The sequence below is a fragment of the Methylosinus sp. shoA genome (assembly GCF_059718125.1).
The window spans coordinates 1972002-1988661 of record NZ_AP046091.1 but is presented as its reverse complement, the minus strand read 5'-3'; the positions used below and the strand labels follow the sequence as shown (position 1 = coordinate 1988661).

At 65.1% G+C, this 16660-nt stretch carries 16 protein-coding genes; 5 read left to right on the top strand and 11 right to left on the bottom strand.

Translation table 11 applies throughout. The features are described 5' to 3' along the window. Positions 1-17 precede the first annotated feature (17 nt). The gene (locus AC6IW9_RS08965; RefSeq protein WP_497771641.1) at positions 18-917 is read right to left on the bottom strand and encodes a PIG-L deacetylase family protein; all 900 of its coding nucleotides are present in this window, start codon (positions 915-917) and stop codon (positions 18-20) included. Between the two features lie 427 nt (positions 918-1344). On the opposite strand from AC6IW9_RS08965, the gene AC6IW9_RS08960 reads away from it, so the two are divergent. Continuing rightward, entirely contained in the window at positions 1345-2382 is a 1038-nt protein-coding gene (locus AC6IW9_RS08960; protein WP_497771638.1) for a GNAT family N-acetyltransferase, read from the top strand. Here AC6IW9_RS08960 and AC6IW9_RS08955 read toward each other — a convergent pair. Next, entirely contained in the window at positions 2354-2731 is a 378-nt protein-coding gene (locus tag AC6IW9_RS08955; protein ID WP_497771636.1) for a hypothetical protein, read from the bottom strand. The genes AC6IW9_RS08960 and AC6IW9_RS08955 overlap by 29 nt on opposite strands. A gap of 302 nt (positions 2732-3033) precedes the next feature. Between AC6IW9_RS08955 and bcsS the strand changes: the two genes are divergently transcribed. Further along, positions 3034-3858 (top strand): cellulose biosynthesis protein BcsS, encoded by an 825-nt coding sequence (gene bcsS / locus AC6IW9_RS08950; protein ID WP_497771633.1) that lies wholly within the window; start codon positions 3034-3036, stop codon positions 3856-3858. Between the two features lie 39 nt (positions 3859-3897). Here bcsS and AC6IW9_RS08945 read toward each other — a convergent pair whose 3' ends face one another. After that, entirely contained in the window at positions 3898-4764 is an 867-nt protein-coding gene (locus tag AC6IW9_RS08945) for a hypothetical protein (RefSeq protein WP_497771631.1), read from the bottom strand. Between the two features lie 51 nt (positions 4765-4815). Beyond that, positions 4816-6948 (bottom strand): FAD-dependent oxidoreductase, encoded by a 2133-nt coding sequence (locus tag AC6IW9_RS08940; protein WP_497771628.1) that lies wholly within the window; start codon positions 6946-6948, stop codon positions 4816-4818. 764 nt (positions 6949-7712) lie between these two features. Between AC6IW9_RS08940 and AC6IW9_RS08935 the strand changes: the two genes are divergently transcribed. Continuing rightward, complete coding sequence (locus tag AC6IW9_RS08935; protein ID WP_497771626.1) at positions 7713-9395, top strand: glycosyltransferase family 4 protein; 1683 nt, start codon at positions 7713-7715, stop codon at positions 9393-9395. A 3-nt stretch (positions 9396-9398) separates the two neighbouring features. On the opposite strand, the gene AC6IW9_RS08930 is transcribed toward AC6IW9_RS08935, so the two are convergent. After that, on the bottom strand, positions 9399-10574 hold the full coding sequence (locus AC6IW9_RS08930) for a lytic murein transglycosylase (protein WP_497771623.1): 1176 nt from the start codon (positions 10572-10574) through the stop codon (positions 9399-9401). A gap of 174 nt (positions 10575-10748) precedes the next feature. Here AC6IW9_RS08930 and AC6IW9_RS08925 point away from each other — a divergent pair, with 174 nt between their 5' ends. Further along, positions 10749-11222, top strand: a complete 474-nt coding sequence (locus AC6IW9_RS08925; RefSeq protein ID WP_497771621.1) for a hypothetical protein — start codon at positions 10749-10751, stop codon at positions 11220-11222. A 161-nt stretch (positions 11223-11383) separates the two neighbouring features. On the opposite strand, the gene AC6IW9_RS08920 is transcribed toward AC6IW9_RS08925, so the two are convergent. The 6 genes from AC6IW9_RS08920 to amoC all read right to left on the bottom strand — a co-directional run bounded on the left by AC6IW9_RS08920 (position 11384) and on the right by amoC (position 15153). Then, positions 11384-11860, bottom strand: coding sequence for a F0F1 ATP synthase subunit B family protein (locus tag AC6IW9_RS08920; RefSeq protein ID WP_497771619.1), 477 nt, complete (start codon positions 11858-11860; stop codon positions 11384-11386). A gap of 14 nt (positions 11861-11874) precedes the next feature. Next, entirely contained in the window at positions 11875-12477 is a 603-nt protein-coding gene (locus AC6IW9_RS08915; RefSeq protein WP_497771616.1) for a F0F1 ATP synthase subunit B family protein, read from the bottom strand. A 76-nt stretch (positions 12478-12553) separates the two neighbouring features. After that, positions 12554-12781 carry a F0F1 ATP synthase subunit C gene (locus tag AC6IW9_RS08910; RefSeq protein ID WP_497771614.1) on the bottom strand — a complete coding sequence of 76 codons (228 nt, stop codon included), beginning with the start codon at positions 12779-12781 and terminating at the stop codon, positions 12554-12556. Between the two features lie 49 nt (positions 12782-12830). After that, positions 12831-13571: a F0F1 ATP synthase subunit A gene (locus tag AC6IW9_RS08905; protein WP_497771611.1), complete on the bottom strand. Its 741-nt coding sequence runs from the start codon at positions 13569-13571 to the stop codon at positions 12831-12833. 67 nt (positions 13572-13638) lie between these two features. Continuing rightward, positions 13639-13962 carry an AtpZ/AtpI family protein gene (locus AC6IW9_RS08900; RefSeq protein ID WP_497771609.1) on the bottom strand — a complete coding sequence of 108 codons (324 nt, stop codon included), beginning with the start codon at positions 13960-13962 and terminating at the stop codon, positions 13639-13641. 414 nt (positions 13963-14376) lie between these two features. After that, positions 14377-15153: a bacterial ammonia monooxygenase, subunit AmoC gene (amoC, locus tag AC6IW9_RS08895; RefSeq protein ID WP_497771607.1), complete on the bottom strand. Its 777-nt coding sequence runs from the start codon at positions 15151-15153 to the stop codon at positions 14377-14379. Between the two features lie 192 nt (positions 15154-15345). Between amoC and AC6IW9_RS08890 the strand changes: the two genes are divergently transcribed. Then, complete coding sequence (locus tag AC6IW9_RS08890; protein WP_497771604.1) at positions 15346-16269, top strand: LysR family transcriptional regulator; 924 nt, start codon at positions 15346-15348, stop codon at positions 16267-16269. Positions 16270-16660: the final 391 nt, after the last annotated feature.

Sequence of the window (16660 nt, the reverse complement as noted above, 5' to 3'; positions counted from 1 at the left end):
AACCACTTGCGAATCCTTCAGACGAACGAAAACCATTTGCGTGACGCGCGTTCGAGCCCCAAGCGTTCGAGCGCGTCGCGCGCCGCCCCAGGCCAGCCGGCCGCGGAGAATCCGCAATCGAATGTCGAATAGAAAATTCGTCCGCCATTCGGAAGCGAACGAAAATCATAGGTCTTGGCTCGGCGAAAGCGCTCGGCCTCGCAGCCGAAGGATCGCAACGTATCCGCCTGACTCGCATGCGCGGCCATCATCGCCGCTTTCGCCTGCCGTCGAGGCAAAGTCAGATCTACGACGAGATCGTCCTCGTCGTCGCAAAAGCGCTGCGTCGCGAGCGACGATCCATCGCACGCGAGATGATAGAAAGGCATCTCGACGATCGCCGGCGCGCGTGGGCCGAGCAGCCTCGCAGCGGCCGCGACACAGAAAGCGACGCCGTCGTGATCCGGGTGGCCGCCTTCGAAAGCGTGAGTGAGGACGACACGGATGCCGAGGCTCTCGAAGATGGAGGCGAGACGGCGAGCGATCGGCGCAAGAGAATAGCAGACGCCCTGATCGGCGACGCCGAGCGGAACGACATGGCTCGCATCGACGCCGCCGGCGGCGAGGGCCGCGCGCAGCTCTCCCGCGCGCGCCGCGCCATACTCTATCGGCGAGGCGAAGCCGGCGCGCGTGGCGTCGGCGCCATTGCGCGGGGCGCCATCCGTGACCACGACGATCGACGCCCCGGCGAGCCGCGGCAGACTCGCGCCGCAGCCGATAGTCTCGTCATCTGGATGGGCGATCACGATCGCGACGTCGCGCGATTCGATCACCGCGGAAGAATGAATGTCGGCGAGCGTGCGCAGGAGCGAGGCTGCGCGGTCGCTTTCACGATCTTCCGTGGGGAGGCTCCGTGATTGCGCGACGCAGCTCGTCATGAAGCGCCTCCTCGAGAAATGGCGACTGCGGCGCAGCCGGCGCGGACCAGAAAGGCGCAGCAATGCAGCTCGCCATCGTCAAAGTCACCGAAGCAATAATGTTGGTTAATATCGACGATCCGATCGCAGGCAGAAATGCGGGAAACTGCGGAACGTGCGACAAATCCCCGCTGCGCTTTACGTAAGGCGCGATCGCTCCCCGCGGTCTGCGCGCCGACGCGGCGTATCGCCTTGACGACGACGATCGTCGTCCCGCATAACTTCGGCGCCCCATTCGGGGGAAGCCGCCGATTATCATCCCGCCGGCTCCCGATCAGGCGGCGGGACGCAGACGGACCCGCCGTACGCGTATGCGTCGAAACGAAAGGGCCACGCCGACAGGGAGCATCGCCATGATCGTGGAAGCGGACCGCTGCGAGTTGCGCCCATGCTGACGCGCGGCGCTTGGAGAACGATCTCGGCGGCGGAATATCAGACGATTTTCGATCGCTTCGGCGGGTCCTTCGCCGTTCATCCTCGCGTCGTGTCGCTCCTCACCGCGCTGGCGGCGCGCGAGGTCCGCTATGTCGGTTATGAGCGCCGGGGTGAATGGATCGCCGCTGTTCCTCTATGGGGCGAGCATGTCGTCGCGACGCAGCTCGCACTCGCCGATCACGGTTGCGCTCATCTGATCGATGTCGGCGATTCGGAAGTCGTGCTGCCGCTCGCGCCGGACGAGAGAATCGAGCTGCCCTTCAAGGCCGACCTCGTCTCGCCTCTGCATGTGCAGCAGATCGTTAATCTCGGCCGCGAGGACCAATTCGCCTTGACGCTCGCCAAAGGCCTGCGGGCCGAGCACGGATTATCCGCCAAGACGCAGGCGCGCAGGCGGCGCGAACGGCGACGCCTGCTCGAGGCCGGCGGCCGTTTCGCGCCGGTCCGCGCTTTCCCCGCCAAGGAGGCCGCGCATATCTATGCGCGCTTGTTCGAACGCCGCTGGGGATTTCCCGTCCTCGGCGAAGCGCTGCTCGAAACCGTGTTCGGAGAGCTCGGCGACATGATGTTCGGAGACGTCCTGCTGATCGACGACGAGCCGGCGGCGTTCGAATTGCTCTATCGCACCGAAACGCCGCTCTATCTGCTCGCCAATGGAGTCAACCGCGGCGTCGACCTGCGTCATTGCCAGCTTTCGCCCGGGGCCGTGTTGTCCTTTCGCAATCTGGAGAACTTCGAGAGCGAAGCCGAGGCGAAAGGAAAAACGCTCCGCTACTCCTTCGGCCGCAACAACGCCGAATACAAGCGGCTGTGGTGCTACGAGACGGCCGTCTATCGCCTCGCGGCGCCGGCGCCCAGATGGGCGCCGCCGCAAATATTCGGCGACATGATGTCGCTGCTGCGCCGACGCCGGCCGTCGCTCGTCCCGGGGACGAGCGACGGCGCGCCGTTTCGGCGAATCGTCACAAGCCGCGCGGATTGCCGGCGGTGATCGTCGAATAGGACGTCTCTCCGTCCTCCGACCAACTCAGTTGTGCGCCGCTCAGTCCGACATGTGAGCAGTCCCAGGCGCTCGCCTTGCCATCGTCCTCTTCATAGCTCACGCACATCCGGTTCTTGGAGATTTGCCAATAGCCTTTGTAGGGACCTTCGTGATTGACGCCCGAGATGCGTCCGTCGGGCGCGAAATACTCGACGTAGGTCTGACCCTTCTCCTCCCCGGAGACGGTGTTTCCGGCAAAGACGCTCCTGATTTCTGCATCGTTCGACAGAGGCTGCGCTTCGACCACGCAGGGCGAGACGATCATGCCGGCCGCGAGGGCGGCGATGGCGATACGCATGCGGCTTCTCCACGATTTCGAGGATGGACGAAAAGGCGCGCAGTCGCCTCGGGCGCCGGATCGAGGACGCCGAGACGTTTCGGCGTGGGCAATGACGGCGACGGCTCTCCTGGCCGGGGCACGCCGGGTCTTCGATGCGCGGCGTCGAGACGCAAACGCGCGCCATAGGAATTTCTGTAGAAATACTCATGCCTGCTCCGGGTCGCGCGGAGTGCAAAAAGCGAACGCGACGCGTATGCTGAGTCATCGATATCGTGCGTTTTTCGATCTCGTTTCATCGCGAGCCTTTCGGAGAGACCATCGTGAAACGGATTTGTCATGCGGCATTGCCGTTCTGCGCATGCATCGCCAGCTTCGGCGCGAGCGCGGCCGATTCTCTCCTTCCGCCTGCGCACGCGCCGACGATTCCGCCTACAGTCGAGATCACCTCGTACTCGACTGCGACGACTCGGCGCATCTGGGATCAATATCTCGAAGGAACCTTCGCGCTGCAGGGCAACTTGGAAGAGTCGGGCTTTCGCACGCGTCTCGGACTCGGCTTCGGCCGCTACGACTATCCGATCACTGGAGAGGATGCGGATGTTCCGTTCAGCGATTTCGGCCTTCCCTGGGTCCGCGAGTTCGGCAAGATTTCCGGACGCTATCAGGAAGGCGTCGTTCTCGTCGGCTATGAATTCGTCACCGATCGTTACGCCGTGCTCGGCCTCATCGGCGGCGGAGTGGTGCATCACGGCCTGTCGCAACCGGATCCCGAAAATCCGGCGCGGGGCACGAGATGGGGCTTCAATGTCGCCGTCCAGGTCGACGCCAATCCGACCGATCAGACCATGTTCTACGGCTATGGCACGTATAACACCGCGTTTCAGACCAGCTATGTCGACGTGCGGCCCGGCTATCTCGTCTTCGAGCATTTCAATCTCGGAAGCTTCATCTCGGCGACGAACGTCTATCTGGGGCCACAGGGCGTCTGGGAGTCCAATGCCCGTGATTATATGTGGAAGGTGGGCGCGCATCTGACGATTTCCGAATTTGGTCCGTTCCATGCGACTTTCGCCGGCGGCTACGCCTATGACCAATACAACAAGTCCGGCGCCTATGGCCTGATCGAGACTTCCGTGCGCTTCTGAAAGCGCGACGTCCTCCGGGCGCCGCGCCTTCTGCCGGCGTCAGCTCGTAACGCGGGTCGCGAGAACGGTCACGATCAGCTCCGCGAGCAGCAGAAACACGATCACCACTTCGAGCGCGTTCGCGACCAAATAATGAGCGCGGTCCTTCGACGTGTTCTTCGCCTCGATGAGCCGCGTGTTGGCCAGCTCGTAGTGATCCAGCGTGAACTGGATCGGCTCGTCGATCTGATCGAGCCGGTCGTACTGGGCGGCGGCGAGCGAGAGCTCGGCGTAGAGGCGCTTCGACGATTCGACGAGCCGCGGATCGAGCTGCTCCAAGGCGCGCTCGACGCGCAGCCGCGCCATCTGCATGCGGGTCGCACGCTGAGTCATCTCGTTGACATGCGGCTGACGGCGCTGATCGCGGCGGTCGACATCGTGCGTGAGCGCGGCGTCGGCTTCGATCGTCGCCCAATTGGCGGCGATCGCCGTCTCGAGCGCGACGATCTCTCGCTCGGTCGAAGTGAAACGAATGATCGCGTCGATCGCGTCGTTCACTTGCTCCGGATTGGCGTAGAGCAGCGCGCGGGCGTCGTGCCAGAACACGCGAACGGTGCGAATCCCCGCGCGCACGGGATAGCGGCGCAGCGGCGTAACGGCGTCGTCGAGCCAAGCCTCGGCCTCGCGCTCGACATTGTCCGGAAAATTGGCGCCGGGCGGCATCCATATGATGTCCAGCGAACCATCCTCCGCCGGCGCGTGCTGCGCGAGCGCGTCCTGCGCTTCGATGGGTTTCAGGACGACGGCGACGTCGCGCGGCTCGCGCAAGAAAATCGTCTCGGCGCCCTCTTCGCGTCCATCGAAGCACACGCGCCAGGCGCGCGCGGCGACCACCTTCTGCTCCTTCTGCGTCAATGCGGTACCCATGATGCAACTCCAATCTCGTCTCGTGGAAAAGGCTCTCGCGATGCGCCGGCGTCAGGCGGCTCCAGGCGCCGCGAGCGCGATTCGCTCGATGGAAATCTCGGACAGTGCTTCGATCTCCGCCGCGGCGGCCGGGGCGTCGCCGCGCTGATAGAAGCAGTAGAGGACCGATTCCGCGTCCTCGTACCAATGGCCGGCGCCGGCGCCGGCTTCCACGGCGCGCTTCCAGACTTCATCCAGCCGATGATCCATCAGCGCATGCGAAAAGCCCGCGGCGTAGAGCTTCTCGGACCAGTCCCAGCGCGAGGCGAGAGTGCGCACGCCGTCGAGGAGATTGTGACGCTCGATGAGATCGATCGGCAGATCGGTCGTCACCGCGCCGAGCAGCATGCCGCGTCGGCACACGCGCGTAATCTCGGCGATGGCGCGCGTGGTCTGCTGCGGCTCGAGGCGGTCGAGGCCGGTCTCGACGACGACGTCGAAGGCGCCGTCCTGGAACGGCAGATCGGTCGGATCGCCGAGCAGATTGTAACGCTGGAGCTCCGGCGGAGTCGCGGCGTGCAGGAGCCAATTCGATTCGATTCCGTAGGCGTCGAGGCCGAGGGCGCGAAGCGCGGCGACCGTGCGTCCCGACGCCGAGCCGATGTGGAGAATCGAGGAGCCCTTGTCGACGCCCCAAGCGATGCGCAGCATATCGGCGAGCGAATCGGCGGGGAAGAATCGTTCGAGAGTCTCCTCGGTCGAGGCGGCGTTCGACCATTGTTCGGCGCCCGGCGCGCCGACGCTCAGCGTGCGGCGCGACCACAGAAGATCCCTCAGAATGATGTCGGTCGCCGCATCGGCCGAATCGAGCACGCCGTTCAACGTGGCGTCGAACATGTAATCGCCGACCATCAATATGCCGGGGAGCTTGCGCGGCTCCGGGCGATGATTGACGGCGCGTCGCCGCGTCCTCAATCCGCCCGGCAACGCATTGACCGAGGCCATCCAGCGATGAACGCGCCGGTCGAGCAAGAGGTCATTCGCCTCGGACAGTTGCGGCGGCAGCGCGTCGAGGCACAATCTCTCGATGCGCTCGTCGGCGACATTGGCGAGGCTCAAGGCGGCGTTGCCGGCGATGAGAAAGGCGAGCGCGCCCAGCTTGCCGAAGTCATGGCGTGCACTCTCGTCGTAAACGCAGCAGCCGTCGAACGCGTCGAGCATGAACCAGTCGGCCGGAATATGCTCACGCCAGAACGGCCGCTCGAACAGCAGCGTCGCACGCAGATAATGGCCGGGCCGGTCGAAATAGGCGATGTGGCGGTCGATCGTCTCCTGCAGCAGAATCGAGCGCCAATGGATCATCGACAGAGCCGTGAGGGGCAAAGCGAGCGCGACATAATCGAAGATCTGCGTCTCGACGAAACCGTTCGAGTCGATCTCGAGGGCGTAGGTTCCATCGCCGAGCGGCTCGACCGAACGAACGATCGAGTTGAGGCGCAGCGTGGCGTCGAGATCGTCGACGAGGCGCTCGACGATCTGCTCATTGCCGCCGATGACCGAATAGATGTCCATGTAGCCGTCGACGTCCATCAGAACGTTCTTCAGAAAAGTGAGGCCGTTGGTCTGATGCGGCGCCGCCGCCACGTCGCTGTGCGCCATGGCGCGCACATAGCGGCGCGCCGTCTCGTCGCCGATCTCGCGCGCGAGCAGAGCCTCGGCGGAAATCTGCGACCAAGGATGAACGTTGTCGGCCTCGGCGACGGAGAGATAGAAGGCGTCGGGGCTGAGCATCTCCGCGCATTTGGCGCGAAAGGCGACGACCTCGTCCCGCGTCCGCTCTCCGAAGTTCTGCGCGAGGTCTTCGGGCGAAAGGATAATTTTGCGGTTCACGACACAGGGACCGCCTGCGATATGCTTGATTTCGAGCCCGAGCTCGTCGACGATCAGCTCGCGCAGCGGATCCGGGCCACGGCCCGAATAATCGTAGATTTCGGCGACGCCCGCCTCGTAGGGGCCGACGCCGGGGAATTCCCGCGTGACGATCTTTCCGCCCGGTCGCTCGCTCGCCTCGAATATGGTGACCTCGCAGGCGTCGCCGGCCTTGGCGGCGAGATGGCGGGCGGTGAATAGTCCGCCGGGTCCGCCGCCGATGATGGCGACCCGCTTCTTGTGCGGCAAAGACGTCGGATCGAACTGCACATTCATACGTGTCTCTCCTATTGATGTCTCGGTGGACGCGGAGGCAGACGAGATCCTCGCGTGACGTCGAGGTCGAACCTCGCGCCACGGGGCGCATACGTCTGCGGGGATCGCCTTCGCGGGCCGAAATGGCGAAATGATCCGCTAGTCCACAGTCGTGCGTCGTCAGAAAAGGGTTCTGGCTGTTCGTTGGTAGAGCACGAGGAGAACTGGCGCCGGGCGGCGGCCGGACAATCGTCGGAGTGAACGCGCGCGACGAGAAAGGTTAGCGATCGGTGAAGGGGATCCGCCGACGCATAACCCGACTGGGGGATGCCGTGGTTTTCTAGCGAGTGCCGTCTGGATCACTCCTCACCAGAATGTGTGGGTAAATCCTGTTCTCTACGGCAGCGACTGGTTCGGAAAAATTTTCGTTCTTACTGCAAGAATTGATAATTTCTCTAAAGTTCCGCAAGACCCGACTTCAGTGAATCCGCTCGGTGAGCCGCCTCGGGAGCGGCCTGTGTCGAGAAATTGGGACGGCCGAAACATTTTGCCGGTGGTTTGTGACTCGGCCCCCGGGGTTGGAAGCGCCGCCTCAGAGCCCAATCCGATACCTCGAGGGCATGCGCCGACCTCTGGACGGTAGAAAACGCAACTCTCCCGCCACCTTCTCGTGAGTTTGGCGGCATCGGCGTCGAGCCGTCACGGAGCCCATAATTTGCCGTCCGCGATGGACAGCGATAAGCTGAAACAGACATTCCTTTCAAAATTTCATGGATCGTCGAGTCATGCCATTCTCCCTCCCGCGCGCAAAGCCGCGCCTGCTCGTCGCGACCGACGACACCGCCGCCGGCGGCACAGCTCAGGTCGCCTATCAGATCGCCTCTTCGCTCGTCGGCGAATTCGACGTCCGCTTCGCCGGCCGGCGCAATGCGGTGAACGCGCGCGCGCTCGACGAGCTCACGCGGCAAGGCGTCGCATTCATCCCTTACGAGATCGACGGGAGCGCGCCCTGGCGCAATCCTTTGAAGAGTCTCTACTCCGTCGATCAGGCGCTCGATCTCTTGGAGGCGAGCGATCCCGATCTGCTGCTCACCTTCGACGCCGCCGAGCTGTTCTCCTTCGCCGCGCTCAAATCCGCGGCGAAACAGTGCGGCATTCCCTATGTCACCGTCATCAACATATTGCTCGAAAACGTCGAGCGCCGCTTCGGCTCCGGCTACGACTCTCTCGTCGCCGTGCTGGCGCGAGCGGAGGCGATCGTCTTCGCCTGCGAAGCCCATCGCCGGCGCTTCCGACGTATTCTCCCCGGCCATCCGGCGCCGCAGCGGATCATTCTCAACAGCCGGCCGGACCGATTCTTCGCGCGGCGCGATCCGCTTGTGCGCGAGCGGCTGCGGCGGGAGCTGAACCTGCCGCAGGACGCATTCGTCTGCCTCACCACCGCGCGCATAGAGCCGCACAAAGGGCAGCATTTGATCGTCCGGGCTCTGGCGTCGCTGGAGCGGCGTGGGCTCGGCGCGGGCGTGCGCCTCGTCTTCGCCGGCGGAGGGTCGGAGCCGCATCTGTGCGAGCTCGAGCGGGAAATCACGCGCAACGGGCTCGCGGCGCGCGTGCTGACGCTCGGTCCGCGCGCCGACGTCGTCGATCTGCTCGATGCGAGCGACGTCTTCATTCTCCCCTCGAAATCCGAGGCGACATCGCTGTCGATCATCGAAGCGATGGCGAAAGGGACGCCCGTCGTCGCGACCGGCGTCGACGGCATTCTCGAGCTGATCGACGAGGACTGCGCCATTCTGCTGCCGCTCGACGAGGACGAAGCCGTCGTCGCGATCGCCGAGGCGATCGATCGGTTGAGCCGCGACAAGCTGCTGCGCATGCGCCTCGCCGAGGCGGGACGCGACCGCGCGAATGGATTTCGCCTCGAGCGGGCGGCGGCGTCCTATGCGTCCCTGCTCGGCGATATCGCGACGAGGTCACAGGCGGACGAATCGGCGCGTTGCTATCGGCGCTCGGTCGTCCCGATCGGCTGCGCCATCGACTTCACCGACCCCGCCGTCGCATGGAACGCGCTGCAGGACGGCTGGTCGATCAGCGAGGCGGAAGGCGTCTGGAGCAGCGGGCCGTCCTCGACGTTGCTGCTGCGGACGAACGCCTGCAAAGGCCAGAGGCTCGAGCTCGAATTCGAGGTTGGCGCCTATCTCTCCCCCGCCTGCCCCAGACAGGAGACCTATGTGTTCGTCGATGACGAGCCGGCCGCCTTCTGGCGCGTCGCTGCGCCGGGACGGCACAGGCGCTCTATGCAAATCGTGGTCGCGGATGATTCGGGACGTATGCGGCTGCGCTTCGAGCATATGCGCGCCGTTGCGCCGGCCGCGCTCGGGGAGTCGCCGGACCCGCGCGAGCTCGCACTGTTCTTGAGCCGCCTCACGATCGTCGAAGCGAAGGCGGATGGCGCCCGCGCCGCCTGAGCGTCAGCGGTCCCGCAGCGCGTTCAGCGTCTTGCGGCCGGCGCGGCCGTCCGCGTGCATGCCGGCGCGGCCCTGGAAGTCGGCGATCGCCTGCATCGTCTTGGCGCCGATGACGCCATCGGGCTCGCCGACTTCATAGCCCTGGCGCGCGAGCAGCGCCTGCACTTCACGGCGCTCGGCGCGCGAGAGGCCGGGATCGTCGGTCGGCCAGGGCGCTGCTATCCCCGCGCGCCCGCGCAAACGGTCGGACAGGACGGAGATCGCCAGTGCGTAGGATTCGGCGGCGTTGTAGGAGTAAATGGCGTCGAAATTCTGCGTCACGAGAAAGGCGGGCCCGCTGCGGCCGGCCGGCAGCAGCAGGGCGGCGGAGCCTTCGCCGAGCGGCTGGCCGTCGAGCCGGCGCACGCCGCGGCTCGCCCAGGCCGACATGGGCTGGCGGGCGGTCCGCCCGGAGGGGCCGGAATAGCCCTCGGGAATGCGGACCTCGAAGCCCCAGCGCAGGCCGGGCCGGTAGCCGCTCTTGCGGAGATAATTGGCGGTGGAGCCGAGCGAGTCGACGGCCGAGCTCGCGATGTTCCTCCGCCCGTCGCCGTCGAGGTCGACAGCTGTGCGCAGGAACGTCGAGGGCATGAATTGGGTATGGCCGAAAGCGCCCGCCCACGAACCGTAGAACTCTCGAGGCGCGATGTCGCCGGCGTCGAGGATCTTCAGCGCGGCGATGAACTCGCCGCGGAAGTAGTCGTTGCGGCGGCGCGCCTCGCAGGCGAGCGTCGCCAAGGACTGCACGACGCTGCGCTTGCCGAAATTCTTGCCGAAATCCGATTCGACGCCCCAGACCGCGACCACGGTCGCCGGATCGACGCCATAGCGCTGCTCGGCCGTCTGCAACGCGCCGGCGTAGCGGCGCAGCAGCGCGCGGCCCTCTTCGACCCGCTCCTCGTCGACGAGGCCGGCGATATAGTCCCAGATCGGCGTTTTGAACTCGGGCTGCTTGTCCATGAAGCTCGGCGCGTCATTGGGCTCGAGGCCATCCGTCGCGCCCTCGATCGTGCGCGCGGAGATCCCCGCCGCGGCGGCGGCATGCCGCAGGCCCGAGAGACAGGAAGCGAAATCGGCCCGCGCCGGCGCGGCGCAGAGCAGCCCGGCGAGAATCGCCGTGAAAAGGAAGGACGTCTTCATGAGCGGAATTTTAGCGGCCGATGGTAAGCGGAAGGTTGGCGTCGCCCCGGTCGTCCTGGTTCATTTTGACGCCGAGATCGGCTAATTTGTGGCGCAAGCCCGCTGCAAGACGGGTCTCGACAGCCGCGGCGCAATCGGCGCGGCGCGACCAGACACCATGAAGAGAGGACCCCCATGCTCCGCCGAATTCTCGCGCTGGCGCTCGTCGCCGCGCCTTTGACCCTGGATCGCGCGCAGGCGTTCTGCTGGTTCGGCTGCCCCGATCCGACCGAGGCGCAGGCGCGCCAGATCTTCGAGAATCTGTTGAAGACCCGTTTCGACAAGCCCGGCAAGGTGCTGTCCTTCAAGCAGACCATGACCGAGCGTCTGGAGATGCATGCGACCGGCGAGAAGGGTTTCGAGCTGTTCTTCAACGCCTCGGTGGAATTTCCCGAAGGCGCCAATCTCGAGTGCAAGCCGGACGACGCCGGCAAGTTTCCCGAAGGCTGCTCGCCGAGCAAATTCTATGTGACGGCGCCGCGCAGCAGCGACCCCAAGGGCAAGCAATATGTCGCCCCCGGCTCGACCATCGCTTTCGACGAGGAATATCGCTTCTACGCCGAGGGCGACGGCTGGAAGGGTCCGGACGGAAAGGTCTACACGCAGTAAAAATATCTACACTCGGCGGAGGGCGGTCATGATCGGGCGCGACCCTTCTCCCGATGGGAGAAGGAGCCCGGCGCGGCCGGGACTCCCGCGCGAAAATCGGCGAGAGGGAAAACCCCTCTCGGCCGCCCCGCGGCGTCCTCTTCCGGGTCCGCGACCCCTGCTCAGTGCGCCAGCGACTTCACTTCCCGGATGCCGGCGGAGACGAAATCCGTTCCAGCGACGCCCTTGCGCAACACGGCTTCGGCGATCTTCACTGCGGCGTCGGCGGCGCTGGCGCGCACCTCGGCGGCGGCCTGCGCCTCGGCCTGAGCGATCTTCTGCTCGACTTGCTTGGTGCGGCGCGCGACATATTCCTCGAGGCGCTGGCGAGCCTCCTGCGCGAGCAGTTCGGCCTCGGTCTTGGCCTGCGCGACAATGGCCTTGGCCTCGGCCTCGGCCTCCTCGCGCTTCTTCTCGAAAGAAGCGAGCAGCGTCTCCGCCTCCGAGCGCAGGCGCTCGGCCTCGGCGAGCTCGCTCTTGATGCGATGCACACGTGAATCGAGCGCGGCCGCGAGCTTCTTATGTGCGCCGACCCAGCCGAGAACGACGACGAAAATGCCGAAACCGACGGCGACGAAGAGTTCAGCGTCGAAATGCATGGGTCTGACTTTCCTCAGCTCGCCTTGATGTTCTGGAACTCGCCGCGCAGCGTGTCGGCGGCGATGCGCGCGCCGGTCAGCTTCTCGAGGATGGAGCCCGCCGCCCCGGTGGCGATCTCCTCGACATGCGACAGCGCTTGCGCCTTTGCGGAGGAGATCTGCGCGTCGGCCTCGGCCAGCTTCGCGGCGAATTCGGCCTCCTGCGCGGAGCGGCGCGCATGCGTCTCGCTGGCCGCCTGCTGTTGCGCGTCGCGGCCGATCGCCTGCGCCTGCGCCTTGGTGGCGCGCAGGGTCTCGTCATGCTCGGCGGCGGCGGCCTGCGCCTTCGCCTGCAATTCGCGCGAGGCGGCGAGATCGCTCTCGATGCGGCTCTCGCGGTCGCTGAGGATCGAGCCGATGCGCGGCAGCGCGATGCGCGACATCAGCACATAGAGCAGGCCGAAGGTCAGCGCGAGCCAGACGAGCTGCGGCGTAAAGTTATTGACGTCGAACGGCGGAAAGTCGCCCCCGCCGTGATGCTCGACGGTTCCCTGCGTCGCGCCATGGTTCGTCGCGCCTTGTGCGGGGGATTCGTGCGGCGCCGCTTCCTCGGCGGCGGCGAGAACGATATTCGCCATGTCGGCTCCGAAGCTTTTCTCGAGTCTGCGCGGACGGAAGAAGGCCCGGCCGCTGCGGCCGGGCCTTCGAAAGCAATTACTTGAGGTAGAGCAGGATCGCGATCAGGAACGCGAAGATGCCGAGACCTTCCGCGAGCGCCGCGCCGATGATGGCGTTGGTGAACTGGCCGGCGGCAGCCGACGGATTGCGCAGCGCGCCATTGACGAAATTGCCGAAGATGAGACCGACGCCGATCGCGGCGGCGCCCGTGCCGATCGCGGCGAGGCCCGCGCCGATCAGTTGATATCCGGAAGCATCAGCCATTTTGGAACTCCTGCTCTCGAGTGGGCGACTATTTATTGTTGGATGTTTATCAGTGGCCCGGGTGAATCGCGTCGTTCAGATAGACGCAAGTGAGGACGGCGAAGACGAACGCCTGAAGGCAATTGACCAGCAACTCCAGCGCATACAACGCGACGACCGCCAGCACCGGAATGGGCGACAGCACCGCCCAGGCGCCGGCGCCGAGCAGCATCACCGCAAAGCCGCCGAACACGGCGAGCGTGATATGGCCGGCGAGGATGTTGGCGAAGAGACGAACCGACAGCGAGATCGGCCGCGACAGAAAGGAGATGATCTCGATCGGGATCAGCACCACGAGCACCGGCGCCGGCACGCCATGCGGCACGAACAGCTTCAGAAAGCCGACGCCGTGACGGTAGAGCCCGTAGAGAACGACGAGCGTGATGACGAAGGCCGCGAAGGCGAAAGTGACGACGATCTGGCTCGACAGAGAGAAAGTATAGGGAACGAGGCCGATCAGATTGGACATCAGGATGAAGGTGAACAGCGTGAAGACGAAGGGGAAGAAGCGCATCCCCTCCTTGCCCGCCGTCTGACGCACCGTATTGGCGACGAATTCGTAGAGAACCTCCGCCGCCGCCTGGCCGCGACCCGGAACCAGCGCGCGCCTGGAGGTGGCGACGATGGTCAGCAGAACGGCCGCCGTCGCGGCGAGGAGCATATAGAGAGAGGAATTGGTGAAGGAGACGTCGACGCCGCCGATGTTGTACGGCGCAATGCGTTGGAGCTCGAACTGCTCGATAGGATTCATCGCCTGTCCCGGACGTCTCGTCCGGCCCTTCGTCTCCGCGGAGCCGAAGGAGTCGGCCCGCCAGTTGTCACCCGCCGTCTTCGGCTCCGTTCGGCGCCGAGAGACGAAACACGTTCCAGAACCCCGCCGCGACGCCGAGGCCCAGGAACAGGACCAGCAACCACGGCTTCGTGCCTGCCCAAACGTCCGCCTGCCAGCCGATGAGCGCGCCGACGATGATCGCCGCCACGAATTCCGAAAGGACGGTGAAGCCAACGCTCATCGCCCGACCGAACGACCCGCCGATCTGCAAGCCGCCGCCGGACTTCGTCTGCTCGCGTCGATCCTCCTCCTGCTTGCGCAACGCGGCCTGGAGCTGCTCCAGGCGGGCGCGAAGCTCGGCGTCGCTCACATTCTTCTCGGCGTCTCTCATCGATCGATCTCCCCGCGCGGTCTAGAACACATGCGCGAGCTTCATAGATGATCGCCGAAGAAACGCCCGGACAGGGGCGACGGAAGGGAATTCGACGCGACGCGATATGGGCCGGGCGGCCAACTCGTTCGAGCCGCGCGCAACATATGGGCGAGGCGGTTTCGTGTCAAGACGCCGCTGCCGCGCACATCTCTATGAAAACAAAAGTGTATTTTGAGACTGCGCAAATCTCGGGCGCCGGGCTTTCTCGCGGCTGCGAAAGAACTCTCACAGAAACGAGGCCCAAAGACGCGCGTCATGATCGAGCCGGTTGCGAAAAAGCCGTCCCTCCGGCGCGGCCGGAGGGACGGTCCTGCTCGTCGAATCCCTGGGAGCATTCGGGACGTCAGAGCATCAGCCGATGACCGCCTTCACGCCTTCCTCGCCGAGCACGGCCTTCACGCGCATCAGGAGCTGCAGCACGACGCCGAACACGCCGAGCGCCATCCAGCCGAAGAACACGAATCCCCAGTGCAGCGGCGCGACGAACAGCTCCTCCATGAACCAGAAGGTGTGACCCCATTCGTTGAGGCCGACATTCGGAATGATCATGAAGGGGCCGATCGCGACGATGAGATAGGCCAGCGAGAATCCTTTGGAGAAGTAGGGAATGCGCGTCTTCGCATGGAAGAAGGCGCCGACCGCCATGATCGAGTAGATCGGATAGCTCATGTAGAACTCGATGATGTGCGACGGCGTGAAGTCCGTGTCGCGGATCACCGTCATGTGCCAGGTGCCGTCCTGCTCCGTGAAGAAGCTCGCGCCCCAGTAGATGGCGATGCCGTAGATCGTCAGCCATTTCATATTGTCGACGAGCGAGCGCAGTTCCTGGCGCGGCGTCACCGTCGACATGTCGCGCACGCGCGTCTTCCACAGCCAGCCGGCGAGCGCCAGGCCCGAAACCAGCTCCAGCGGAATCTCCGTCCACAGGATCGACAGCCAATAGGTCTGGAACTCGGGCGCGAAGGAGTCGAGGCCGGCGCGCCAGCCGTAGATCTGCTCGTAGATGCGCACAATCAGATAGAAAGTGCAGAGGGCGCCGGCGCCCCACCAGAACGGCTTCAGATCGACGATCGGCTCGGCATCGTCCACGGCGGCCTGACGGCCGGCGGCTTCCGTCGTGAGACTCATGTTTTCTCTCCTCGAGGTTTTCACGCCCCGCGCCTCTTCCACGGAGCGGCCGAGAAGGGGTAAGGTCGCCATGCGGCTTCGTAAAATGCATAGTTTTCATTACCCTATCGAAATTATTCAGTGGCTTGGCGCCTGTCGTTCTGGCGCCATTGCAACGAGCGAGGCTGTCCGCGCGGACGACGGTGGGAAAACATGACGGAACTGCGCAACTTCGATCTCAATCTGCTGGTCGCCTTCAACTTTCTGCTGGAGGAGCGCAGCGTCTCGCGCGCAGCGCAGAAGATGTTCATCAGCCAGTCGGCGATGAGCCATGTGCTGCAGCGCCTGCGCCAGCAGCTCGACGATCCGGTGCTGGTCAAGACGCCGCAGGGCATGCGGCCGACGCCGCGCGCGCTGTCGCTGGTCGAGCCGATCTCGGCCCTTTTGGCCGAGGTCGAGCAGGTGATCCGCAGCTCCAAAGAGTTCTCGCCGGCGACGACGCAGCGGCGCTTCACCATCGCCACCAACGACTATGTCGAGTTCTGCCTGCTGCCGCCGCTGATGCAGATCGTCAGCCGGGAGGCGCCCAATATCGAGATCCATCTCGTGCAGACGCAAGGCTCCCTCAGCGCCGCGGCCGAAGCGGCCGATTTCGACCTCGTCATCGGCTTCGACGTGATTCTCGATCAGGTCCCCTATCTGCATCGCGAGCGGCTCTCCACGGACCGCATCGTCTCGCTGGTGCGGCGGGGCCATCCGGATTTTTCGCAGCGCGAGGTCTCGCTCGACCGGTTCATCGCGGCGAGACACATGCTGATGTCACGCCGCGAGGCGGGCACGGGCCTCATCGACGATTGGCTGGAGGCGCGCGGCCTCGCGCGCAAGGTCTCGCTCGTCGTGCCCAATTTCCTCTCGGCGCCGTGGATCGTCGCCAGCACCGATCTCGTCTTCTCGCTGCCGCTGCGCATCGCGGAGCATTTCGTGCGGCTCGCGCCGCTCGAGATCGTGCCGATCCCGATCGAATTCCCGACCTATGATCTGCTGATGGTCTGGCATTCGCTGCAGGACAAGGAGCCCGCCCACGCCTGGCTGCGCCGGACCATCGTCTCCATCTGCCGCGATCTCGCGCACGAGTGATCTCTCGGGAGAGACGCTGCTCGATCGCGATGGGCGCCAGATCCATCGGCGCTCATCATCGGCGAGGCGCCCCCCTGGTTCGCCACGCCGGCGCCGCGCCGTCCGGCGCGACCCGCGGGCTCCACGGCGAACTGGTCCTCGCCGCGCGGCGCGCGGCTCGAAGGACATCTGCCGCTCGACGGGCGCGCGAGCCGGCATGATTCATGCGGCGCCGCAGCATGGCCGCCGCGGCGCAGCGAAAAATTTGCGGCCATTTCGTGACTTCCGCTCGGCGCGACGATCTGCCCCTCGCCAAGCCGAGCCGGATGGTTTATGTAGCAAAACGCACAAAGCGGAAGCAGCGCGGCGGCGCGCTGACACCGCGAGGGGCGAGAGTTCCGCGTCCCCCCGT

Bases quoted from the DNA above. Each gene is read 5' to 3' on its own strand.
- amoC (WP_497771607.1), bottom strand. From the start codon at position 15,153: ATGAGTCTCACGACGGAAGCCGCCGGCCGTCAGGCCGCCGTGGACGAT.
- AC6IW9_RS08940 (WP_497771628.1), bottom strand. From the start codon at position 6,948: ATGAATGTGCAGTTCGATCCGACGTCTTTGCCGCACAAGAAGCGGGTC.
- AC6IW9_RS08915 (WP_497771616.1), bottom strand. From the start codon at position 12,477: ATGGCGAATATCGTTCTCGCCGCCGCCGAGGAAGCGGCGCCGCACGAA.
- AC6IW9_RS08955 (WP_497771636.1), bottom strand. From the start codon at position 2,731: ATGCGTATCGCCATCGCCGCCCTCGCGGCCGGCATGATCGTCTCGCCC.
- AC6IW9_RS08905 (WP_497771611.1), bottom strand. From the start codon at position 13,571: ATGAATCCTATCGAGCAGTTCGAGCTCCAACGCATTGCGCCGTACAAC.
- AC6IW9_RS08960 (WP_497771638.1), top strand. From the start codon at position 1,345: ATGCTGACGCGCGGCGCTTGGAGAACGATCTCGGCGGCGGAATATCAG.
- AC6IW9_RS08890 (WP_497771604.1), top strand. From the start codon at position 15,346: ATGACGGAACTGCGCAACTTCGATCTCAATCTGCTGGTCGCCTTCAAC.
- AC6IW9_RS08935 (WP_497771626.1), top strand. From the start codon at position 7,713: ATGCCATTCTCCCTCCCGCGCGCAAAGCCGCGCCTGCTCGTCGCGACC.
- AC6IW9_RS08925 (WP_497771621.1), top strand. From the start codon at position 10,749: ATGCTCCGCCGAATTCTCGCGCTGGCGCTCGTCGCCGCGCCTTTGACC.
- AC6IW9_RS08910 (WP_497771614.1), bottom strand. From the start codon at position 12,781: ATGGCTGATGCTTCCGGATATCAACTGATCGGCGCGGGCCTCGCCGCG.
- AC6IW9_RS08945 (WP_497771631.1), bottom strand. From the start codon at position 4,764: ATGGGTACCGCATTGACGCAGAAGGAGCAGAAGGTGGTCGCCGCGCGC.
- AC6IW9_RS08920 (WP_497771619.1), bottom strand. From the start codon at position 11,860: ATGCATTTCGACGCTGAACTCTTCGTCGCCGTCGGTTTCGGCATTTTC.
- AC6IW9_RS08930 (WP_497771623.1), bottom strand. From the start codon at position 10,574: ATGAAGACGTCCTTCCTTTTCACGGCGATTCTCGCCGGGCTGCTCTGC.
- AC6IW9_RS08965 (WP_497771641.1), bottom strand. From the start codon at position 917: ATGACGAGCTGCGTCGCGCAATCACGGAGCCTCCCCACGGAAGATCGT.